21 protein-coding genes are annotated in these 21,895 nt (G+C 69.8%); 11 read left to right on the top strand and 10 right to left on the bottom strand.

The genetic code is table 11. From position 1 onward, the window contains the following. Window positions 1–14: 14 nt before the first annotated feature. The 3 genes from I7X18_RS20950 to aroA are packed head-to-tail and all read right to left on the bottom strand — an operon-like array spanning window position 15 to window position 2,958. Window positions 15–665, bottom strand: a complete 651-nt coding sequence (locus I7X18_RS20950; protein ID WP_193043914.1) for a class I SAM-dependent methyltransferase — start codon at window positions 663–665, stop codon at window positions 15–17. After that, on the bottom strand, window positions 662–1,642 hold the full coding sequence (gene rsgA, locus I7X18_RS20945) for a ribosome small subunit-dependent GTPase A (protein WP_193043913.1): 981 nt from the start codon (window positions 1,640–1,642) through the stop codon (window positions 662–664). Before rsgA ends, I7X18_RS20950 begins: the two co-directional genes overlap by 4 nt. Next, entirely contained in the window at window positions 1,639–2,958 is a 1,320-nt protein-coding gene (gene aroA / locus I7X18_RS20940) for a 3-phosphoshikimate 1-carboxyvinyltransferase (protein WP_193043912.1), read from the bottom strand. The genes rsgA and aroA overlap by 4 nt, the downstream gene beginning before the upstream one ends. A 36-nt stretch (window positions 2,959–2,994) precedes the next feature. Between aroA and I7X18_RS20935 the strand changes: the two genes are divergently transcribed. Then, window positions 2,995–3,735 carry an SOS response-associated peptidase gene (locus tag I7X18_RS20935; RefSeq protein ID WP_193043911.1) on the top strand — a complete coding sequence of 247 codons (741 nt, stop codon included), beginning with the start codon at window positions 2,995–2,997 and terminating at the stop codon, window positions 3,733–3,735. Then, window positions 3,732–5,258, top strand: coding sequence for a DUF7782 domain-containing protein (locus I7X18_RS20930; protein WP_193043910.1), 1,527 nt, complete (start codon window positions 3,732–3,734; stop codon window positions 5,256–5,258). The genes I7X18_RS20935 and I7X18_RS20930 overlap by 4 nt, the downstream gene beginning before the upstream one ends. 73 nt (window positions 5,259–5,331) lie before the next feature. Here I7X18_RS20930 and I7X18_RS20925 read toward each other — a convergent pair whose 3' ends face one another. After that, a complete protein-coding gene (locus tag I7X18_RS20925; RefSeq protein ID WP_193043909.1) occupies window positions 5,332–6,189 on the bottom strand; it encodes an SDR family oxidoreductase in 858 nt (285 codons plus the stop codon). Window positions 6,190–6,194: 5 nt separating this feature from the next. Next, window positions 6,195–7,106: a LysR substrate-binding domain-containing protein gene (locus I7X18_RS20920; protein WP_193044038.1), complete on the bottom strand. Its 912-nt coding sequence runs from the start codon at window positions 7,104–7,106 to the stop codon at window positions 6,195–6,197. A 76-nt stretch (window positions 7,107–7,182) separates the two neighbouring features. On the opposite strand from I7X18_RS20920, the gene pcaD reads away from it, so the two are divergent. From pcaD to I7X18_RS20905, 3 genes are read left to right on the top strand one after another with little or no spacing between them, the layout of a single operon-like run. Then, window positions 7,183–7,953 (top strand): 3-oxoadipate enol-lactonase, encoded by a 771-nt coding sequence (gene pcaD / locus I7X18_RS20915; RefSeq protein ID WP_193043908.1) that lies wholly within the window; start codon window positions 7,183–7,185, stop codon window positions 7,951–7,953. Further along, a complete protein-coding gene (locus tag I7X18_RS20910) occupies window positions 7,950–8,732 on the top strand; it encodes a CoA transferase subunit A (RefSeq protein WP_193043907.1) in 783 nt (260 codons plus the stop codon). The genes pcaD and I7X18_RS20910 overlap by 4 nt, the downstream gene beginning before the upstream one ends. Next, window positions 8,729–9,427, top strand: a complete 699-nt coding sequence (locus I7X18_RS20905) for a 3-oxoacid CoA-transferase subunit B (RefSeq protein WP_193043906.1) — start codon at window positions 8,729–8,731, stop codon at window positions 9,425–9,427. Before I7X18_RS20910 ends, I7X18_RS20905 begins: the two co-directional genes overlap by 4 nt. Here the strand turns inward: I7X18_RS20905 and I7X18_RS20900 are convergent. From I7X18_RS20900 to benA, 4 genes are all read right to left on the bottom strand, one after another. Continuing rightward, window positions 9,364–12,009, bottom strand: coding sequence for a helix-turn-helix transcriptional regulator (locus tag I7X18_RS20900; protein WP_193043905.1), 2,646 nt, complete (start codon window positions 12,007–12,009; stop codon window positions 9,364–9,366). The two genes, I7X18_RS20905 and I7X18_RS20900, sit on opposite strands and share 64 nt — an antisense overlap. Window positions 12,010–12,107: 98 nt before the next feature. Next, window positions 12,108–14,804 carry a benzoate 1,2-dioxygenase electron transfer component BenC gene (gene benC, locus I7X18_RS20895; RefSeq protein ID WP_193043904.1) on the bottom strand — a complete coding sequence of 899 codons (2,697 nt, stop codon included), beginning with the start codon at window positions 14,802–14,804 and terminating at the stop codon, window positions 12,108–12,110. A 9-nt stretch (window positions 14,805–14,813) separates the two neighbouring features. After that, window positions 14,814–15,287, bottom strand: a complete 474-nt coding sequence (benB, locus tag I7X18_RS20890) for a benzoate 1,2-dioxygenase small subunit (RefSeq protein WP_226862886.1) — start codon at window positions 15,285–15,287, stop codon at window positions 14,814–14,816. A gap of 68 nt (window positions 15,288–15,355) precedes the next feature. Next, window positions 15,356–16,732, bottom strand: coding sequence for a benzoate 1,2-dioxygenase large subunit (gene benA, locus I7X18_RS20885; RefSeq protein WP_198730468.1), 1,377 nt, complete (start codon window positions 16,730–16,732; stop codon window positions 15,356–15,358). 216 nt (window positions 16,733–16,948) lie between these two features. Between benA and I7X18_RS20880 the strand changes: the two genes are divergently transcribed. From I7X18_RS20880 to catC, 4 genes are read left to right on the top strand one after another with little or no spacing between them, the layout of a single operon-like run. Next, on the top strand, window positions 16,949–17,869 hold the full coding sequence (locus tag I7X18_RS20880) for a LysR substrate-binding domain-containing protein (protein ID WP_193043902.1): 921 nt from the start codon (window positions 16,949–16,951) through the stop codon (window positions 17,867–17,869). Further along, window positions 17,866–18,969, top strand: coding sequence for a mandelate racemase/muconate lactonizing enzyme family protein (locus tag I7X18_RS20875; protein WP_193043901.1), 1,104 nt, complete (start codon window positions 17,866–17,868; stop codon window positions 18,967–18,969). The genes I7X18_RS20880 and I7X18_RS20875 overlap by 4 nt, the downstream gene beginning before the upstream one ends. Window positions 18,970–18,997: 28 nt before the next feature. Then, window positions 18,998–19,906 carry a catechol 1,2-dioxygenase gene (gene catA, locus I7X18_RS20870; RefSeq protein ID WP_193043900.1) on the top strand — a complete coding sequence of 303 codons (909 nt, stop codon included), beginning with the start codon at window positions 18,998–19,000 and terminating at the stop codon, window positions 19,904–19,906. Next, window positions 19,906–20,184, top strand: a complete 279-nt coding sequence (gene catC, locus I7X18_RS20865) for a muconolactone Delta-isomerase (protein ID WP_193043899.1) — start codon at window positions 19,906–19,908, stop codon at window positions 20,182–20,184. Before catA ends, catC begins: the two co-directional genes overlap by 1 nt. An 8-nt stretch (window positions 20,185–20,192) precedes the next feature. Here catC and I7X18_RS20860 read toward each other — a convergent pair whose 3' ends face one another. Next, complete coding sequence (locus I7X18_RS20860) at window positions 20,193–20,678, bottom strand: aminoacyl-tRNA deacylase (RefSeq protein WP_232375293.1); 486 nt, start codon at window positions 20,676–20,678, stop codon at window positions 20,193–20,195. Window positions 20,679–20,905: 227 nt separating this feature from the next. Here I7X18_RS20860 and I7X18_RS20855 point away from each other — a divergent pair, with 227 nt between their 5' ends. Both I7X18_RS20855 and rsrA read left to right on the top strand, forming a co-directional pair. Further along, window positions 20,906–21,535 (top strand): sigma-70 family RNA polymerase sigma factor, encoded by a 630-nt coding sequence (locus I7X18_RS20855; RefSeq protein ID WP_193044035.1) that lies wholly within the window; start codon window positions 20,906–20,908, stop codon window positions 21,533–21,535. Continuing rightward, window positions 21,532–21,825, top strand: a complete 294-nt coding sequence (rsrA, locus tag I7X18_RS20850; protein ID WP_193043898.1) for a mycothiol system anti-sigma-R factor — start codon at window positions 21,532–21,534, stop codon at window positions 21,823–21,825. Before I7X18_RS20855 ends, rsrA begins: the two co-directional genes overlap by 4 nt. Window positions 21,826–21,895 lie beyond the last annotated feature (70 nt).

The raw sequence follows: 21,895 nt of genomic DNA, 5'->3' as shown, positions 1-21,895 counted from the left end.
CCGTCACCACCCTGTCAGCACGCTGTGGGTTTGCGCACGATCAGAAATGCGTGCGGCGTGGATTCCAGCCCGTCGTCGTCAGGTCCCCGCACCGTCTCGACGTAGGACGTGAAGCCGTGGCGTTCGGCGATCCTCCCCAGCTGTCGCAAGGGCCGCCGGTGGTAGACCAGCGACACCTTTCGGCCGAACGCCTCGTCGAGGACGAGCGGGCGCTCACCCACCTGAAAGGCGAGCAACACGTGACCGCCGGGCCGCAACACGCGGGCGAACTCGGCGACGACGGCGTCGAGGTCCTCGTCGGGGATGTGGATCACCGAATACCAGGCGCATACGCCGTCGACCGATTCGTCCGCGAAGTCGAGCGCGGTCATCGAGCCGATCCGGAAGTCCAGGTCCAGGTTGAGTCGCCGCGCCTCGCCGATCATGTTGGGGGACAGGTCGATTCCGGTCACCCGGCACCCGTGCCCCGCGAGGATGGCGGTGGTCGCCCCGGTACCGCAGCCGACGTCGGCGACGTGTCCGCCGGTACCGACCAGCCCGGCGAACGCCTGCAGCACGGCGAGTTCGACCGGCTTGCGGTCGAGCCAGTGGTGAAAACGCTCGGCGTACTCCGCGGCCGTCGCGTCGTAGCCGGCCCGGGTCTGTTCGAGATAGTCGCCGGTCATGCGTCGTGCAGTGCGCCCAGTAGGTGGCGGGCCGCGGACACCCGTCCCGCCGCGGCGCCGGTGAGGCCGTCGAGCGCACACTCCGGGTCGGCAGGTGGGCCCATGTGCCCGCACCCGCGGGGACAGTCGGCGATCGCCTCGGCCAGATCGGAGAACGCCAGCAGGACGTCATCGGGTGCGATGTGTGCCAACCCGAACGAGCGGATACCGGGCGTGTCGACCACCCAACCCTCCCCGGCGAGCGGCAACGCGACCGACTGCGTCGACGTGTGCCGGCCCTTGCCGACTCCGCTCACCACGCCGATCGCCCGATGCGCTTGTGGCACAAGGCGATTGACCAGCGTCGACTTGCCGACGCCGGAATGGCCGAGCAGCACGGTCACCTGGCCGTTCAGCAGCGGGACGACGACGTCGAGCGCATCGTCGCGGCCCGCGGTGAGGACGGTCAGGTCGAGGTCGGTGAACTGGGCGGCGAACGGTTCGGCGGGCGCGAGATCGCTCTTGGTCAGGCACAGGATCGGCGTCAGGCCACCGGCGTAGGCCGCGATCAGGGCGCGTTCGACGAACCCGGTCCGTGGCGGGGGATCGGCGAGCGCGACGACGATGAGCAGTTGATCGGCGTTGGCGACCACCACCCGTTCGGTCGGATCGGTGTCATCTGCGGTGCGGCGCAACACACTTCGGCGTTCGCCGCGGCGCACGATGCGGGCCAGCGTGTCCGCGTGTCCGGTCAGGTCGCCGACCACCTCCACCTCGTCGCCGACGACGATCGGGGTGCGGCCCAATTCGCGGGCCCGCATCGCGGTCACCACGAGGTCGGGGTCGCCGTCGAGCGCACACCCCCAGCGGCCCCGGTCGACGGTGACCACCATGGCGCTACGCGCGTCGGCATGGTCGGGGCGGGTCTTGGTTCGCGGACGGGAGCCCCGACCCGGGCGGACCCGGACGTCGGACTCGTCGTACTCGCGAGGGCTCAAGCGCCTGCCTCGGGGTCCATGGACGTCTGCCCGGCGAGCATGTCGGACCACAGCTGCGGGAACGCGGGCAACGTCTTGGCTGTGGTGCCGATGTCCTCGATCTCGACGCCGGGTGTGCGCAAGCCGACGATGGCCCCGGCCATCGCCATCCGGTGGTCGGCGTAGGAGTGCCAGACACCGCCATGCAGCGGCGCCGCGGTGATCACCAGCCCGTCGTCGGTCTCCTCGCACTGCCCGCCCAGGCCGTTGATCTCGGCACGCAGCGCGGCGAGCCGGTCTGTCTCGTGACCGCGCAGGTGTGCCACCCCGTGCAGTCGGGACACCGCCCCCGGTGTGGCGACCGCCGCGAGTGCGGCCACCGCCGGGGTGAGCTCACCGACGTCGTGCAGGTCGGCGTCGAATCCGTCGTAAAGCCCGGTGCCCTGGACCTCGAGGTAGGACTCCGTCTGGCGTACCGCCGCGCCGAGCTTCTCGAGGATCGCCAGGATCGCGTCGGCAGGCTGGGTGCTCGCCGGCGGCCAGCCGGTGACCCGGACCGCACCGCCGCTGACCACGGCGGCGGCCAGGAACGGCACCGCGCTGGACAGGTCGGGTTCGATGGTCCAGCGCCGGGCGGCGATCGGACCCGGCTGCACCGTCCATCGGTTCGCCCGGCTGTCGTCGACCTCCACACCGGCGTCGCGCAGCATGCTGACCGTCATCGCCACATGCGGTGCCGACGGAACCGGCTCTCCGGTGTGCACGATCGTCAGCCCGTCGCCGAACGCGGCACCGGACAGCATCAGCCCGGAGACGAACTGTGACGACGACGACGCGTCGATCTCGACGGTGCCACCGGCGACGGAGCCCTCACCACGCACGCGGAAGGGCAGGCCCTCGCCGTCGATGTGCACACCGAGGGCGCGCAGACCGGCGAGCAGCGGTGAGATCGGGCGGGCGCGGGCCTGCGCGTCGCCGTCGAACTCGACGGTCTCGGTGCTCAGCGCCGCCACGGGCGGGAGGAAGCGCAGCACGGTCCCTGCCAGCCCGCAGTCGACGCGGGCGCCGGCCGCGGGCGATAGTCCACCGCTGACCCTGAGCTCGCCTTCGGTCGTGTCGACGCACTCGATGTCGAAGCCGAGGGTCTGCAAGGCACTGATCATCAGATCGGTGTCGCGACTGCGTAGTGCACCGCTGATCGTGGACGTGCCCTGCGGCGTCGCCAGCGCCGCCAGCACCAGCGCGCGGTTGGTCTGGGACTTCGAACCCGGGATCGTCACCGTGGCGTGCACGGGGGTCGGCGTCGAGGGGGCCGGCCAATTGCTCACGGCGTCCATCCTGCCTTGTCGGTTCCGCGTGCCACTATCGGAGGTATGTGTGGACGTTTCGCAGTGACCACCGACCCGGCCCTACTGGCCGAGAAGATCAAGGCAATCGACGAGACCACCACCGACCCCGGCCCCAACTACAACGTCGCGCCGACCACGACCGTCAGCACCGTGGTCACGCGGCACAGTGATCCCGACGACGAGGCGACACGCCGGCTCCGGTCCATGCGGTGGGGGTTGATCCCGCCGTGGGTCAAGAGCGGCGAAGACGGCACGCCCGACAGCAAGAGCCCGCTGCTCATCAACGCCCGAGCGGAGAAGGTGACCACCTCCCCGGCGTTCCGCAGCTCCGCCAAGAGCAAGCGCTGTCTGGTGCCGATGGACGGCTGGTACGAATGGAAGGGCGCGAAGGGCGCGAAGACGCCGTTCTTCATGTACGGCGCCGACGGTGAACCGCTCTTCATGGCTGGGCTGTGGACCACATGGCGACCCAAGGACGCTCCCAGGGAAGCGCCGCCGCTGGTGAGCTGCACAATCATCACCACCGACGCGGCCGGCCCGCTCGCAGAGATCCACGACCGCATGCCGCTGACCATCAGCGCTGCGGACTGGGACCGCTGGCTCGACCCGGATGCGCCGATGGACGAAGGGCTGTTGCGCGGCCACGGCGACCTCGACCGCATCGACGTGCGCGAAGTGTCGCGGCTGGTCAACAGCGTTCGCAACAACGGTCCCGAGCTGATCGCGCCGGCCGAACCGCAACCCGAACAGGCCACGCTGCTTTGACCGAACCGCCGGAATCGCCCGGTCCGCTGCAGTCAGTCGCCGCTGTCGATTCGCTCGGCGCTGACCTGCGGACCGCGGGATACACGACCGACGGGGTGTCGGGTCTGCTCGGTGCCGACGCGGACGCGGCATTCGCGCGGGGGGTGTGGTGGCCGGCGCTGCGCGCCACCGACCGGGCCGCGCGCGACCGGGAGGCCCTGGCCGTGCTGGTGCGGTTGTTCCTCCTCGGAGCCGACGAACCTCGGGCGCGAGTGGAAACGGCCTTCCCGACCGCCGATGTCGGTGCGCTGGTCACCAATGGTGTCCTCTCGACGACGGCGCAGGGCACGTTCCGCGCGGCCCTCGACATCCGCCCCCACGGCGACGGCGAACGGGATTTCCTCGTCGTCTCCGATCTGGACTCCGCACTGTGCGCCGGGGCCGTGCCGCACGACCACGTCCTCGGTATCGGAGGGGCGTCGGTGTCGCTGGCCCGGGCGGTGGTGCGCGAACCCGTCGCCCGCGCGCTCGACCTCGGCACCGGTTGCGGGATCCAGGCGTTGCACCTCGACGCCCACTGCGCCGACATCGTCGCCACCGACACCAACGGGCGGGCCTTGGCGCTGGCCGCGGCGACCGCGCGCCTCAACGGCATGTCGTGGGATCTGCGGTGCGGCAGCCTGTTCGAGCCCGTCGCCGGTGAGCGGTTCGACCTGATCGTGTCCAATCCGCCGTTCGTGGTGGGCGCGGGCGCCCGCGAATACCTCTACCGCGACTCCGGGATGGTCGGAGACGCGTTGTGCCGCAATCTGATCGGACAGGTGGGCGAGCACCTGGAACCGGGCGGCACCGCCCACGTCATGGCCAACTGGATCGTGCGCGAGGGGCAGGACTGGCGGGACCGCGTGAGCGGGTGGCTGGCGGGCACGGGCCTGCACGCCTGGGTGGTGCAGCGCGAACTCGCCGATCCGGTCAGCTACGTCTCGCTCTGGACCTCCGACGCCGGCGAACCGCCCGAGCAGGCCGCGCGGCGCGGCGGGGAGTGGCTGGACTGGTTCGCCGCGGAGGACATCGCCGCGATCGGCATGGGCATGATCGCGTTGCGCGCCCCGCAGGCCGGCGAGACGCGGCCGCCCGACCACGTCCTCGAAGAGATCACCGCCGCCGACGAGGCCGTCACCGGCCGGGAGGTCGACGCGTTCTTCGCTCGCCGCGAATACCTGCACCACACCACCGACGAGGCTCTGCTCGCGGCACGGTTGTCCACCGCACCGGTGTTCCTCGAGGAGCAGTCGCTGCCCGGACCCGACGGGTGGCAGGTCGTCGGCGCGGCGGTACGCCGTCCGGGTGGCCCCGGCGCCGTCCTCGGTGTCGACGAGGTGTCCCGCGCGCTGCTGGCTGGATGCCGCGGAGAGGTGCCGCTCGGCACGCTGATCGACCTGCTGGCCGCTCACCACGGCGTCGACGCCGGCGCGTTGGCCACCGCGGCGCTGCCGGTGGTGCGGGAGGCGATCGGGCGCGGGATCCTCTACGAGGCGGACTGAGGCGCCCCGCCGAAGATTGCGCTCACGGCTGTGCGGCAGCCGAAATCCACGACCGTGGGCGCAATGTGCGATGTCAGGGCCCGGTGTATCCCGGTGGATTCGGGGTGTCCACCCACAGGTCGACACCCAGGTCCGAGCCGGGGATGCAGTCGTAGACCGACAGATCGGTGACACCGGAATCCAGCAGGACGTCCTCACAGAGCAGCGACTGCCCGGTGTACTCACGCGCCGGTCTGGTGAGCACCGCGTACGCCGCGTCCGCGTACACCTCGGGTTTGCGGGCCCGGGCCATCGCCTCGTCGCCGCCGAGCAGATTCTGCACGGCCGCGGTGGCCACCATCGTGCGCGGCCACAACGTGTTCGAGGCGATCCCGGCCTCGCGCATCTCCTCGGCGACACCCAGCGCGCACAACGTCATCCCGAATTTCGCCATCATGTACGCCGTCGGGGTGAGCCACTGCGACTCCAGCCGGATCGGCGGTGACAGCGTGAGGATGTGCGGGTTGTCCCGGCCCTTCATGTGGGGGATACAGGCCTGGGTGACGGCGTAGGTGCCACGCACCTGGATGCCGTTCATCAGGTCGAAGCGTTTGAGCGGCACCTCCTCGACGGAGCCCAGGTTGATCGCCGACGCGTTGTTGACGCACATGTCGATGCCGCCGAACTGCTCGACGGCTCTGGCGACGGCGGAGGTCACCGAGTCGCCGTCGCGGATGTCGCCGACGATGGGCAGCGCCCGGCCGCCGGCCTCTTCGATCTCCTTGGCGGCGGTGTACACCGTGCCGGGCAGCTTCGGATGCGGTTCGGCGGTCTTGGCGACGAGTGCGATGTTGGCACCGTCGGCGGCGACGCGTTTGGCGATGGCCAATCCGATGCCGCGGCTGGCGCCGGAGATGAACAAGGTCTTCCCGGAGAGGGGCTTGTCTGCCATGTGGCTCACCCTATGTCGGGCCGCTGCTGCGTTCGGGCCACCCGGCGAAGAACGTCCAGCACCCGCTCGACCAGCGCCGAATGCGCCCCGGTGGCATGCGCGGCCAGCAGATCCACCGCGGCGGGACGGTCGCCGGACAGCGGGCGGTAGCGCACCCCGGTGACCCCCAGCGCCGCGGTGGGTTCCGGCACCACCGCGACACCCAGCCCGGCGGCGACGAGCGTGACCAGCGTCGAGGTCTCCTCGACCTCGTGGCGGATCCGCGGGACGAACCCCGCCCCGGCGCACAGTGTGGTCACGACGTTGTTCATCACGGAGTGCCCGTGGCCGGCGTGGACGACGAAGTCCTCGCCGCGAAGGTCGGCGATGCTCACACCCGTCGCCGCGGCCAGCGGGTGGTCTTCGGGGAGCGCGACCAGCAGCCGGTCGCTGCGGATCGTCTCGACCTGCAGCGCCGGATGTTCCACCGGTGGGCGCAACAGCGCCAGGTCGATCTCGCCGGCGAGCAACGCGGTGATCTGGGCAGGTGCCAACATCTCCCCGCGCACGTCGACGTCAACCCCGGGCAGCGCCTCGCGCAGAGCCCGCACGAGTGCGGGCAGCAGGGAGTAGGTGGCCGAGCCGACGCACCCGATCACCAACCGGCCCGCGGAGCCGCCGGCCACCCGCTGCGCGAGGTCGGCGGCGTCGTCCACGGCGTCGAGGATCGCCACCGCCCGGTCGAGGTACGCCGCCCCCGCCGCGGTCAATTCGACGCGGCGGGTCGAGCGCGTCAACAGCGGCACCCCGAGCTCATGCTCGAGCGCACGGATCTGCTGGGACAGCGGCGGCTGGGCGATGTGCAGCCGCTCGGCGGCCCGGCCGAAGTGCAGTTCCTCGGCGACTGCCCGGAAGTACCGGAGATGCCGCAGTTCCACGCTCATACTCCTACGGTCTCAATCAGGTGAAAACAAGTATTTCTCAATATAAGACCACGTCACTACAGTCGAAGCCATGACCCCGGTTGATGTGCACGCACTCGTCAGCGGTCGAGCCGACGGACCCGTCGTGGTGCTCAGCAACTCGATGGGCTCCACCCGCCGGATGTGGGACCGGCAACTTCCCGCGTTCGAAGAGCGGTTCCGGGTGGTGCGGTATGACACCCGCGGACACGGCGTCTCGCCGACACCGCAGGGCCCATACCGGATCGACGAGCTGGCCGACGACGTCATCGCGCTGATGGACCGCCTGGACATCGAACACGCTCACCTCGTCGGCCTCTCGCTGGGTGGGATGACCGCCATGCGGCTGGCCGCGCGCAACCCCGACCGCGTGGACCGGCTCGCACTGTTGTGCACCGCCACCGCGTTGCCGCCCGCCTCCAATTGGGCCGAGCGGGCCGACACGGCGCGTACCCGCGGCACCGGCGCCATCGCGGGCGCAGTGGTGGAGCGGTGGTTCACCGCGCCGTACCGGGCCGCCCACCCCGCCGTGCGGGCGGGCTGCGAGGCGATGGTCGCCGCGACCCCGGCCGAGGGCTACGCCGGCTGCTGCGAAGCGATCGGCGCACTCGATCTGCGGGACGACCTGTCTTCGATCACCGCCCCGACGCTGGCCATCGCGGGAAGCCACGACCCCGCGACCCCCGTCGCGAAACTCCGCGAGATCGCCGACGGCGTCAAAGACGGCCGCCTCCTGGTCGTCCCCGATGCCGCCCACCTCGCCAACGCACAGCAACCCGCCGTCGTGACAGCCGCCCTCATCGAACACCTGGAGCAGTCGTGACCCTGGACAAAGTGGTCAGCTCGGCCCGAGACGCCGTCGCCGACATCCCCGCGGGCGCGAGCCTGGCCGTCGGCGGCTTCGGGCTCGCCGGCATCCCGTGGTTCCTGATCGAAGCGCTGCTCGACCAGGGCGCCGGTGACCTGACCGTCGTCTCCAACAACTGCGGGGTCGACGGCGCCGGGCTCGGCCTGTTGCTCGAAGCCGGCCGCATCAGCCGCGTCATCGCCTCGTATGTGGGGGAGAACAAGGAGTTCGGCAGGCAGTACCTCGCCGGCGAACTGACCGTGGAACTCACCCCGCAGGGCACGCTGGCCGAACGGCTGCGCGCGGGCGGCAGCGGAATCGGCGCGTTCTTCACCCCGACCGGAGTGGGCACGCTGGTCGCCGACGGCGGCCTGCCGTGGCGTTACCACCCGGACGGGAGCATCGCGCTGGCCTCCGCGCCCAAGGAGGTCCGCACCTTCGGCGGCCGCGAGATGGTGCTCGAGGAAGCGATCGTCACCGACTACGCGCTCATCCGCGCCGCCGTCGTCGATCGCGCGGGCAACTGCCGGTTCCACGCCGCAGCGCGCAACTTCAACCCGAACGCGGCGATGGCGGGCCGGGTCACCCTCGTCGAGGCCGAGCAGGTGGTCGACGTCGGTGAACTGTCACCCGACGAGATCCACCTTCCCGGCATCTTCGTCCAGCGCATCGTGGCGCTGACCCCGGTCCAGGCGCTGTGCAAGGACATCGAGAAGCGCACCACCCGGCCACGACCCCAGGAGGCGGCACGATGAGCTGGACCCGTGACCAGATGGCGGCCCGCGCCGCTGGCGAACTGCGCGACGGCGACTATGTCAATCTCGGAATCGGTTTGCCCACACTGATTCCCGATCACCTGCCCGCCGACTCGGACGTCACCCTGCACGCCGAGAACGGCATCCTCGGCGTCGGCCCGTTCCCCTACGACGACGCCGTCGACCCGGATCTCATCAACGCCGGCAAGCAGACCGTCTCGGTGCTGGCCGGGGCGTCCTACTTCGACTCGGCGACGAGCTTCGCGATGATCCGCGGCGGCCACGTCGACGTCGCCGTCCTGGGCGGCATGCAGGTGTCGATGGCCGGTGACCTGGCCAACTGGATGGTCCCCGGCGCGATGGTCAAGGGCATCGGCGGTGCGATGGACCTGGTCAACGGAGCGGCCCGGGTCGTCGTCGTGATGGAGCACGTGACCAAGGCCGGTGCCGCCCGGCTGGTCACGGCCTGCGATCTGCCACTCACCGGACGCAACGTCGTCAGCCGGGTGATCACGAATCTGGCGGTGCTCGACGTGACGGGTTCGGGATTCGAGGTCGCCGAGCTGGCGCCGGGGGTGGAATTCGCCGACGTGGTGGCCGCGACCGCGGCGCCGGTCACCGACGGGCGTGCTCAGGGGCGCGACGCGGCCAGTGCGGCGAGTTCCGAGCGGGTGCGCACGCCGAGCTTGGCGTAGATCCGCGTCAGGTGGTACTGCACCGTCTTCGGTGAGACGTACAGTTCGGCGGCCACCTCACGGTTCGAAAGACCCTGAGCGACAAGCGAAGTGACTGCGTCCTCCTGCGGTGTGAGCTCCGCGTGGCCGCGCGGGCCGCGCACGACGTGCACCCCGCCGGCCTTCAGTTCGCGTTCACACCGGGCGACGTAGGTCTGGGCGCCGAGCGACAGGAACAGATCGCGCGCGGTGCTGATGACCGCGTCGGCGTCGCGGCGCTTACCCGCCCGGCGCAGCGTCTGCCCGTAGGCGAAGTTGACCCGGGCCAGGTCGTAGCGCAGCGGCAGACCGTCGAGCAGTGCGAGTGCCTCGTCGAAGGCGTGCCTGGCGGCGGTGATGTCCCCGGCGGCGCCCAGTGTCCGGCCCCGTGCGTAGCCCAACCGCGCCCGGGTCGAACGGTGGCCACGCCGGGCGGCCCGCTGTTCGTACGGCCGCAGGAACGCATCGGCGGCCTCGGGGTGACCGTCGAGTACCATCGCGTTGGCCAGCACATCGGCCCACGGCCACAGGGCGGATTCGACGGTGATGTGTCCGGACATGCGGGTCAGGGGTTCGAGCGCCCGCCGCACCGCGGCGTAATCGGCCTCGGCTTCGGCAACCTGGGCCCGGCCGAGATGCGTGGCCAGGTGCATCATCTCGTAGCCCTGGGTGACCGCGTCCGCGGCGCGCACCGCGGTCTGCGCGTCGGCGAAATCGCCCCGCAGGGAGTGGATCTGCGTGGCGGTCCACTCCAGCAGCGGAGTCGCCAGGACGATGCCACTGGAGGCGGCCGTCAAGCGCCCACGGTCGACGGTCAGCAGCGCCTGGTCCCAGTCGCCGGTGAGGAACTGCACCCGGGCCAGCCAGCCCAACGCCCACAGCGCGATCCGGGCCGAACCGCCCAGCTCGGTCGTCGACACGGCACCCTCCAGGCTGCTGCGGGCGCCGTCGAGATCGTCGCTCGCCAACTGCAGCCAGCCGCGCCCCATCGCGATCCGCTGCGCCTGCGCGCCGTACCGGATACGGGAGCTCAGCTCGTCGTAGGCGGCCGCGGCGCGGGCCGAATGACCGACCGCGGACAGGCCGAGCCCGCGGATGGCGGCGGCCTCGACGCCGGCGGGGGAGTCGTCACCGGACAGCGCGATGGCGCGGTCCGCCCACTCGACGAGTTCTGCACCGCGGCACCGCATCAGCGAGTGCAGGACATACCGGCCGGCGATCAGCGCGGCGACCTCGGGATCGCGGTCGGCGTTGACGATGCCCCACGCCCGGCGCAACCGGACGTCCGCCTCGGCCGCCCGGCCGCGCACGATCGCCAGGTAGGCCAGTGCGGCGTCGCGCAGCGGTGTCTCGCGCAGGCTCTCGACGGCGGGCACCAGCGCCGCGGCGCCCGCGGTATCACCCGCCGCGACGAGCGCGTCGACCGAACGGGTGAGCCGGTCGTCGCGCAGCAGTGGGTCGGGGGTGAGTCGGCTGGCCTCGCGGAACAGCGTCGCCGCCTCCGCCCATGCGCCTTCTGCGCTGCGTTCGCGTGCCATCGCGTCGACGTCGGCCGCCAGTGCGGCATCCGGGGTCGGCGTGGCCGCCACCAGATGCCGGAGCCTGCGCACCGGATCCGCGACGATGTCGGCCGCCCGCCGGTGCGCCACACCGGCGGCGTGCACACCCATCAGGTCCAGTACGGCGGACCGGGTGAGCCGCGAACGGAGTGCCACCTCGAATCCCGCTGTTGCCGAGATCAATTGAGCACCGACAGCCTCGTCGATGGCGCTCAGTGGATCATCGAGACCTGCGAGCTGTGCCGCTTCGCCGAGCGAGACGCCGTCGCCCAGAACGGCCAACGCCTCCACCAGCGCACGCCCGTACGGACCACACTGTTCGAGGCGTTCCCGCACCGCCGACACGGCGTGCGCCGGTGCCGGCAACTGCGCATCGTGGCGTGACCACACCGCGGGCGACACCTCGTCGAGCAGGGCGAGCGCGTCGCGCGGGTTCCCATCGGTGTGCCGGGTGAGGGCCTCCACCATCGTCGGGTGCAGGACCCGCCCCCGCATCGCCGCCAACTCCGCGATCCCGGCTGTGTCGAGCCCCGTCAACCGGACCTCGGTCGAGACGAGCCGCATCACCGCCGGATCCGGACTCGTCATGGCGAGCACCACGAACAGCGGCTGCGCCCGATCGTGGCGGACCGTGCTCTCCAACGCCTGCAGCGAGAGGTCGTCGGAGTGCTCGGCGTCGTCGACGATCACCATCGCGGGAAGGTGGGCCGCCGCGGCGATCCGGTCCCGGAAGCGGGCTGCCGGGTCGGTGGGTGCGTCCTCCTGCAACAGCTGGCCGAGTACCGCCCCGGGCGTGTGGGCCTCCCAGGGCAGTGCGCGCGCGATGTGGGCGTGGCCGTGTTCGGCCGCCAGGCGATTCAGCAGCGCCGACTTGCCGATCCCCGGGGGCCCGAGCAGCCCGACGACGTCGGCGCCGGTGTCCGCGGTCGCGGCGCAGCGCCTCGTGAGTTCGCCGAGCTCGCGGTCGCGTCCGACGCATGCCCCGGACACGATGATCACCGTCACATCGTAAGTAACCGACCCCTCGCGAGCAGACACAGAATCGCCCTATTTCACCGACGATCACGCGATTCTGTGTCTGCTCGCGGCGAGGGCCGGTGCGGCTAGCCCTGATCGCCGCCGGCGACCGGCAACACGGTGCCGGTGATGTAGGACGCCTCGTCGGAGGCCAGGAAGCAGATGGCCGCGGCCTGTTCATCGAGAGTGCCGTACCGCTTCATCGACGAGGAATCGACGGTCTGATCGATGTGGGCCTGGAACCAGGAGCGCTCGGTGTCGTTGCCGAATTCCGGTGTGCCGCGGGAGATCCGCCGCGGCGGGGCCTGCGTACCACCCGGGGCGGCGGCGACCACCCGGATCCCGTCGCCGGCGTATTCGAGGGCGAGCGAGGCGGTGATCGCGTTGATGCCGCCCTTGGCCGCGGAATAGGGGATGCGGTGGATGCCGCGGGTCGCGGCCGACGAGACGTTGACGATGACGCCCGCCCCGCGCGCCACCATCGACGGCAGCGCCGCCCGGCAGGCGTAGAGCGTGGTCATCAGCGACCGGTCGACCTCCGCGCGGATCTCGCGGTCGGTGAATTCGATGAACGGTTTGAAGTTGATGGCGCCGCCGACATTGTTGATCAGCACGTCGATCCGGTCGAACGCCGACAACGCTTGGGCCACCATGGCTTCCGCGCCGTCGAAGTGTTCGAGGTCCACGGTCACCGCCCGGGCATCCGGACCGCCGGTGGTCAGTTCGTCGGCCAGTTCCTTCACCAGCTCCGAGCGGTCGGCGAGAACGAGGCGGCCGCCTTCGGCACTGATGCGGCGCGCGGTCTGCTCACCGATGCCCTGTGCGGCACCGGTCACGAGCACGACCTTGCCGGCGAACCGGCCCGGGGTGACGAACCGCGGCCGTCGCGCCGCCGCAGCGTCGGCCATCGCCCGCCGCATCGTCTGTTTCGAGCGTTCGGCGTGCGCTGCGATGAGCGACCGTGCCGCCGCCCGGTCGCCGGCGTCGAACGCCGCGACGATGTCGACGTGGTCCTGCGCGCACAGCGGGTGACACCAGGTGGCGTTTCGCAGCACTTCGCTCATCCGGCCCTTGACGCCGAGCGCCTGGTAGGCCTGCAGCAGGTGGTCGTTTCCGGTGAGCGTGAACAGATAGTCGTGGAACGCGGCGTTGGTCTCGGTGTACTGGGCGGCGTCGACGAACCGGTCGCCGTCGACATAGGGCAGCGTCGATTCGGCGAGCAACCGGTAGCCGGTCAACTGCGGGGTGCTCAACCGGCCGATGGTGAGCTCGAGTGCCCCCAGTTCGAGCGCCTCGCGGGCCTGGAAGATCGCGTCGGATTCGTGCACCTCGGGGTGCTCCTCGCCGATCTGGTATCCGTCCGCGGCGATTTCGGGGGGTTCGGTCTCGACAGCCGGCGGGGGGAAGAGGTGCTGGCCGGCCACCGTCCGGGCGGCGCCGGTGAGCAGGGCGGTGTCGTCGTCGAGCGGAATCTCCGGCGCGCTGCCGGCACCGGCGGCGCCGATGAGCTGTCCGGCGATCCGGCGTGCGGTGTCCCCGTCGGCGGGGACCGCGACGCCCGCGGGCGCCGGGGCGATCGGCGCGTCGGGGAAGACGGCCTGACCGGCCACCGTCCGGGCGTCGGGGGTGACGATCAGCGCCTCACGCGGCGCCGAGGCGACGGGTGCGGGCTCGCGCGGTGCGGTGGCCACGGTGGCCCCAGACGCGCTGTCGGCGGGTGCGGCCAGCGCGAACTTCTCGTAGTAGAAGCCGAACGGTTCGATTCCGGCCGCAGCGACGTGTTTGCGCACCGACTCGACCATCGGCGGAGGCCCGCACAGATAGATCGCCACGTCGCCGTCGTAGAGGTGGCCGGGCCGGATCAGGCTGGTGACATAGGCCCGGTCCGGGCCCTTGTTCGCGGCGGTGCTTGCCGGGTCGGCCACGCAGTACTCCCACGTCAACCCCGGCAACTCCGCGGCGATCGCGCTCAGCGTGTCCAGTTCGACGAGGTCGGTGTCCGAGCTGACGCCGTAGATGAGGTGGGCTTTGCGCGGACTGCGGGCAGCGCGCAGGGTCCGCAACATCGACAGCACCGGCGCCAGGCCCGTGCCGCCGGCCAGCAGCAGTACCGGCCGCTCGGTCTCGCGCAGGAAGAACGATCCGTGCGGACCCGTGAAGGTGATCTCGTCACCGACGGCGGCCCGCTCCGCCAGATAGGCGGACATGGCGCCCCCCGGCGTCAACTTCACCAGGAAGGTGAGCCGTTCCTCGTGCGGCGCGTTGCTGAACGAATAGGACCGCACCACATCGGTTCCCGGTACTGCGATGTTGACGTACTGCCCCGGCAGGAACGCGAGGTCCGCACGGTTGGGGATCTCCACAGCGAACGCCACCGTCGACGGCGAGAGCCGGTCCAGGCCGACGAGCGTGCCGGTGAACGTCCCGGCGGCCGTCTTGGCCACCTCGGAGCTGCTCGCGATCTGCAGCACCAGATCCGAACGGGGCCGCATGCTGCAGGGCAGCACGTAGCCGGCCGCGGCCTCGTCGACGGGCAGGGCGTCGTCGATGTAGGTGCCACCGTCGTAGCTCCCGGATTCGCAGAGCGCCTTGCACGTTCCGCAGGCACCGTCACGGCAGTCGAGCGGGATGTTGATGCGCTGGCGGTAGGACGCGTCGGCGACGGTCTGGTCGTCGCGGCAGCTGATGAACCGGGTGACGCCGTCCTCGAAGGACAGGGCGACCCGGTGGGTGCGGGTTTCGGTGGATGTGGTTTCGGTGGATGTCGTCTCGGTGGATGTCATTGCGGGCCCTCAGAAGTGGTAGATGTCCACGACATGGTGGATGTAGTCGTTCTTGAGCACCACGGTCTTGCGGCGGATCAGCGGGTGATCGCCGGAGAAGTCGATGGTGTAGAAGGAGGTTCCGTAATACGGATCGATCGTCTTGTACCGGAAATACATGGTGTGCCAGTTGAACCGGACGTCCACCAGATCGCCGCGGCGTTCGATGACCTCGACGTTGCTGATGTTGTGGCTGGTGCGCGGCTCGGGCAGCGATGTGGCCGACGAGCGTTCGGTGCGGATGCGGAAGACGCGGTCTTCGAGGCCGCCCTTGTTCGCGTAGTAGACCAGCGAGATGTCGCGCTGAGGGTCTTCGACCAGGGTGTCGTCGTCGTCCCACGACGGCATCCAGTAGACGACGTCATCGGCGTAGCAACCCAGCCACTTCTCGAACTCCCGGTCGTCGAGGTAGCGCGCCTCGCGGTAGAGGAACTGCTCGATCATGTTCTGGGTAATGAGTGTCGTTGTCTCTGTGGTGGTTTGGGTGCTCACCGCGTTGGGAGTGGTCACAGTCACTTCTCCGATCCGGTCTCGGTCTGGGCCAGGGCCGCGCGCATGGTCTGCAGCCAGTAACTGTGCTGGACGGGGTAGAGGCCCTCGTCCTCGTTGCGCACCCCGGCGGAGATGACGCCGTGCATGCCCAGCGATTCGGCGACCTCGTCGGGTCCCGAAAGCCAGTGCTGGGCACCGCGACTCATGTCGTTCCAGGGGGCGGCGGCGGCCTGGTAGGTCAGCTGGCAGGAGCGGAACTCTTCGAGGTCGTCCGGGGTGGCCATACCCGAGGCGTTGAAGAAGTCCTCGTACTGGCGGATGCGCCGGGAGCGGGCGCCGGCGCTCTCACCCTTCGGTGCGATGCAGTAGATGGTGACCTCGGTCTTGTCCGGCGCGATCGGCCGGAAGTGCCGGATCTGCGTCGAGAACTGGTCCATCAGATAGACGTTCGGGTACAGGCACAGGTTGCGCGAACCCTTCACCATGAACTCGCCCTTGGCGGTGCCGTGCGCACTCTTGAGCTCGTCGAGCCGGCCCCATAGCGGCCGATCCTCGGGGTTGGCCGCCCAGGTCCACAGGCACAGGTGGCCGTTGGGATAGGACCAGTAGCCGCCACCGGACTTGCCCCAGCTCCCCGCGTCGAGCGCCTTGGTGTCGTTGGCGGATTCACCGGTGGTGCGTCGCGAGGTGGTCGCGGCGTAGTTCCAGTGCGTCGCGGTGACGTGGTACCCGTCGGCGCCGTTCTCCGCCTGCACTTTCCAGTTGCCGTCGTAGGTATAGGTCGACGACCCGCGCAGCACCTCGAGTCCGTCGGGGGACTGGTCGACGAGCATGTCGATGACCTTCGTGGTGTCACCGAGGTGGTCTTCGAGCGACGTCACGTCCGGGTTGAGGCTGCCGAACAGGAAGCCGCGGTAGCTGTCGAACCGGGCGACTCTGGTCATGTTGTGGGAACCGCCGACGTCGAACGTCGCCGGGTAGCCGGCGCCGTCGGGGTCCTTCACCTTGAGTAGCGTGCCGTCGTTGCGGAAGGTCCACCCGTGGAAGGGGCAGGTGAGCGTCATCCGGTTGTCGGTCTTGCGCCGGCACACCATCGCTCCGCGGTGCGCGCAGGCATTGATGAGAAGGTGAAGCTCGCCGGCCTTGTCCCGGGTGATGACCACCGGCTGACGTCCCATGTAGGTGGTGAAGTAGTCACCCGGCTCGGCCACCTGGCTCTCGTGGGCGAGGTAGATCCAGTTGCCCTCGAAGAGGTGCTTCATCTCGAGCTCGAAGATGTCCTCGTCGGTGAAGATCCGCCGGTTGGTGCGGTAGATCCCGGCCGCGCGGTCGTCGATCACCGCATCGGCGAGAACAGTGGCGAGGTGATTGTGGTGTTCGACTGGCGGTGCGCTCATCGGTGCCTCCATGTGACGTGTTCCTTGCACACTCGCATCATGTGGCGGTGGTCACACCAGGCGCATGCCTAGTCCTGACCTAGGCAGCTATTGATGAATGAATTCCATTAATAGACCAAAACTGTGTCCTTGTTCTGTATGTATTGCGGTCATACGCTGGGTCGTGGCACCGGTCACACCGGACTGGGGGCTGTGATTCACGGAGGCGAGTGACCCATGGAGCTTCGACATCTGCGGTACTTCGCCGCCGTCGCCGAGACCTGCCACTTCGGCCGGGCCGCCGATCAGCTGCACGTCGCCCAGCCGGCGCTGTCGTACGCAATCCGCCAACTCGAAGGCGAGCTCGACGTCACGCTGTTCAACCGGACCACCCGCCAGGTGGCGCTCACCGCGGCCGGGGAGTTCCTGCAGGCCGAGGCGGCGCGGATTCTCGCGGGGGTCGACGATGCCGTTCGAGGGGTACGACGCATCGCGGCCGGACGCAGCGGGCTGATCAGGCTGGGGCTGACCGGCACCGCTGCGTTTTCGCACCTGCCCCGCATCGCCAGAGTGGTCAAGCGGGAACTCCCCGACGTCGCACTCCAGATCCGGGCGGACCTGCTGACGCCCGAGCAGTGTGACGGATTGCGTACCGGCGCACTGGATCTCGGGGTGCTACGACCGCCGGCGGTGGGTCAGGACATCGAACTTCGCACCATCGAGGTCGAGCCCCTCGTACTCGCTGTCTCGGTCGACCACCGGCTTGCCGTCGAACCCGTGGTCTCGCTGTCCGATCTGCGGGTCGAGCCGTTCATCGCCTACGGCAGCCGCGACTCCGCGGTCAACGGCGCCGTCATCCGCAGCTGCCGTGCGGCCGGCTTCGTCCCGCACCGCGAGCACGAGGCGCCCGGCACCGCGGTGCTGCTCTCGCTCGTGGCCGCCGGCCTCGGGGTGGCCGTCGTCCCACAGTCGGTGCGGTCGCTTCCGCTGGCCGGGCTCGTATTCAGGGACCTGCTCGACGCCCAGACCATCGAACTGGCGCTGGCCTGGCGCAGCGGTGCAGACAACCCGCTCGTCGACGCCGTGGTCGGCGTGCTCGACGCCGCCCTCCTCGCCGACGCGATCCCCGAAGCCCTACCGACCGGAGGCTCGCTGTGAAGATCACTCGCCTGGAAGCGATCCCGTTCGCGATTCCCTACGTCAAACCCCTGAAGTTCGCCTCCGGCGAGGTCACCGTCGCCGAGCACGTGCTGGTGCGGGTGATCACCGACGACGGGATCGTCGGTGTCGCCGAAGCGCCACCACGGCCGTTCACCTACGGCGAGACCCAAGCCGGGATCGTCGCGGTGATCGACCAGATCTTCGCGCCGCAGGTCGTCGGTCTGACCCTCACCGAACGTGAGGTGGTCGGCGCGCGGCTGAGCCGCACGGTCGGCAACCCGACCGCGAAATCCGCTGTCGACATGGCGATCTGGGATGCGCTCGGACGCACTCTGCAACTACCGGTCGGGGATCTGCTCGGCGGATTCACCGACCGGATGCGCGTCAGCCACATGCTGGGCTTCGACACCCCGGCGGCGATGGTCGCCCAAGCGGAGCGCATCCGCGGCACCTACGGCGTGAGCACGTTCAAGGTGAAGGTCGGCCGTCGCCCGGTGTCGCTCGACACCGCGGTGGTGCGCGCCCTGCGTGAGCGCTTCGCCGACGGAATCGACCTCTACGTCGACGGCAACCGCGGGTGGAGCGCATCGGAGTCCCTGCGCGCGATGAAGCAGATGGCCGACCTCGACCTGCTGTTCGCCGAGGAGTTGTGCCCGGCCGACGACGTACTCGGCCGCCGTCGCCTCGTCGGGCAACTCGACATGCCCTTCATCGCCGACGAATCGGTGCCCACTGCTGCCGACGTGACCCGCGAACTGCTCGGCGGCTCGGCCACGGCGATCAGCATCAAGACCGCACGCACCGGCTTCACCCAGTCCCAGCGGGTCCACCACCTCGCCGAGGGGCTCGGTGTCGAGATGGTGATCGGCAACCAGATCGACGGCCAGATCGGCACGGCATGCGCGGTCACGTTCGGCAGCGCGTTCGCCGCCACCTCCCGCCACGCCGGCGAGCTGTCGAACTTCCTCGACATGAGCGACGACCTGCTCACCGAGCCGCTGCAGATCCGCGACGGCGTCCTGCCCCGTCCCGCGGGCCACGGTCTCGGCATCGAGATCGACCCCGACAAACTCACCCGCTACCGCACAGACCTCTGAAGCAGCCCACCGCACAAGGAGTACGACGATGACCACTTTCGAGACACCCGCCCACCCCCCGACCGACACACCCGCCCACCCCCCGACCGACACACCCGCCCAGGCCAGCGCCGCCGCGTCCGGCGCCTCGGCGACCGACCGCTTCCGCACCGACAAGTCGCCGTATGACGCGGTCCGCGACACCCCGTGCGAGCGCGTCGACCTGCTGGCCCGCGAAGTGCTGGCCGCCGTGCACGAGACGATCCGCAAACACCACGTCACCTACGACGAGTACAACGCGCTCAAAGCGTGGCTGATCGGTGTGGGGGAGGACGGGGAGTGGCCGCTGTTCCTCGACGTCTGGGTCGAGCACGAGGTCGAGGAGGTCGCCACGTCCCACCGCAGCGGCAACCGGGGCAGCATCGAGGGCCCCTACTACGTGCCGGGCTCACCGGACCTCGGTGCGCAGGGCACGATGCCGATGCGCCCCGACGAGCAGGGCACCCCGCTGGTGTGGAGCGGCAGGATCACCTCCACCGACGGCACGCCGCTGCGCGGCACGGTCGAACTGTGGCACGCCGACGCGGACGGCTTCTATTCGCAGTTCGCCCCGGGTATCCCGGAGTGGAATCTGCGCGGCAGCTTCTCGACCGGCCCCGACGGGGCGTTCCGCATCCACACCATCCGGCCGGCGCCGTACCAGATCCCCACCGACGGTTCGTGCGGCAAACTGATCGCCGCGGCGGGCTGGCACGCCTGGCGCCCGGCGCACCTGCACGTCAAGGTCAGCGCGCCTGGGCACGAACTGCTGACCGCCCAGCTGTATTTCCCCGGCGATCCGCACAACGAGGACGACATCGCCACCGCGGTGAAGCCGGAACTCATCCTGGCCCCGGTTGCACAGGCCGACGGCAGCGAGGCGGTCGCCTACGACTTCGTCCTCGACCCGGTGCGCTGATGTTGTTCCACGTGAGGATGGACGTCCGGTTGCCGCACGACCTCGATCCGCAGGTGCGCACGAACCTCGTCGCCCGCGAGAAGGCGTACTCACAGGAGTTCCAGCGGGCGGGGAAGTGGCCGCAGATCTGGCGCATCGTCGGCGAATACTCGAACTTCTCCGTCTTCGACGTCGAGACGAACGACGAACTGCACGAGCTGCTCTCCGGGCTGCCGCTGTTCCCCTACATGGACATTCACGTCACGCCGCTGGCGCGGCATCCCTCCGACGTCAAGTGACGGCGATGTCACGTAACGGCGATGTCAGCGGTGACCGCATCGGTCAGCCGGACGAGATCCTGCGGCGCCACCGCGATCTCCAGGCCCCGTTTCCCGGCGCTGCACAGCACCCGGTCCCACCGCAGCGCCGAGGAGTCGATCACCGTCGGCAGCCGCTTGCGCTGCCCGAGCGGGGAGATACCGCCGAGGACATAACCCGTCGACCGCTCGGCGGCAGCGCGTTCGGCCATCGCAGCCTTGGGCACCCCGAGTGCTGCGGCCGCCGCCTTGAGTGAGAGCTTGGCCGGCACCGGTAGCACTGCCACCGCGAGCCCTGTGGGCACGGCGATGACGAGCGTCTTGAAGACCTGGTTCGCGTCGACACCGGTGGCGGCGAGCTCCTCGACGGCCTCCTCGCCGTAAGAACCGGCGCGCGGATCGTGGCGGTACTGCAGGACGTCGTGGGCCACCCCGGCGGTGACCAGGGCCGCGATCGCGGGTGTCGCTGCGCGCACGCGGCACAGCTTAAGCGCGGTCTCGGGCGCGGCGGGAACAACGGTGCTCGGTCGTGCTGTTGTTGGGAAAGACTTCGGCGGTGCTCACACGCTGCCGAGAATGCGTCGCCCGCAACCTCTAGGATCATAGGGAAGGGACTCTGGTGCCAACGGCCTGCCTGGAACGTCCGGTGGATCTGCCGGGCCTGTACGACGGCGCCGCGACAGAAGGGACGGTGTCGACCACGATGACCGACATCGACGGAGCGGCGGCCGAGCGGGCGGAAACCGACGCCGAGCTGACCTCACGCTTCGAGCGCGATGCGATTCCGCTGCTCGACCAGCTCTACGGCGGTGCGCTGCGGATGACGCGCAACCCGGCCGATGCCGAGGATCTGCTGCAGGAAACGATGGTGAAGGCGTACGCCGGGTTCCGGTCGTTCCGCGAGGGCACGAACCTCAAGGCGTGGCTCTACCGCATCCTGACCAACACCTACATCAACAGCTACCGCAAGAAGCAACGCCAGCCGTCGGAGTACCCGACCGAGGAGATCACGGACTGGCAGCTCGCGGCGAACGCGGAGCATTCGTCGACGGGCCTGCGGTCCGCCGAGGTGGAGGCGCTCGAAGCGCTGCCCGACACCGAGATCAAGGCGGCGTTGCAGGCATTGCCGGAGGAGTTCCGGATGGCGGTGTACTACGCCGACGTCGAAGGATTCCCGTACAAGGAGATCGCGGAGATCATGGATACGCCCATCGGGACCGTGATGTCCCGGTTGCACCGCGGCCGCAAGCAGCTTCGTGAGCTGCTCGCCGATGTCGCCCGAGACCGCGGGTTCCTCCGCGGTGCGCCAGCGCCCGAGGAGGTGTCGTCGTGAGTGACGAAGAGCGGTGGACACCGCCGGCCGGACCGGTGGACCCGGAGCATCCTGAGTGCGCCGCGGTGATTGCCGAGGTGTGGACGTTGCTCGACGGTGAATGCACACCGGAGACACGCGACAAGCTCAAGCACCACCTCGAGGAATGCCCCGCGTGCCTGCGCCACTATGGCGTCGAGGACCGGGTCAAGCGTTTGATCGCCGTCAAATGTGGCGGTGAGAAGGCGCCGGACGGGTTACGTGAGCGGCTGCGTATCGAGATCAGCCGCACCACGATCTACCGGAGCTGACAGCACACGCCGAAACGACGGTTGGTGATGGATTTCAGCTGAAATCCATCACCAACCGTCGTTTCGGCGT

This window comes from Mycolicibacterium baixiangningiae, from assembly GCF_016313185.1.
GTDB classification, from domain to species: domain Bacteria; phylum Actinomycetota; class Actinomycetes; order Mycobacteriales; family Mycobacteriaceae; genus Mycobacterium; species Mycobacterium baixiangningiae.
This window is presented reverse-complemented; position numbering and strand designations above follow the sequence as displayed.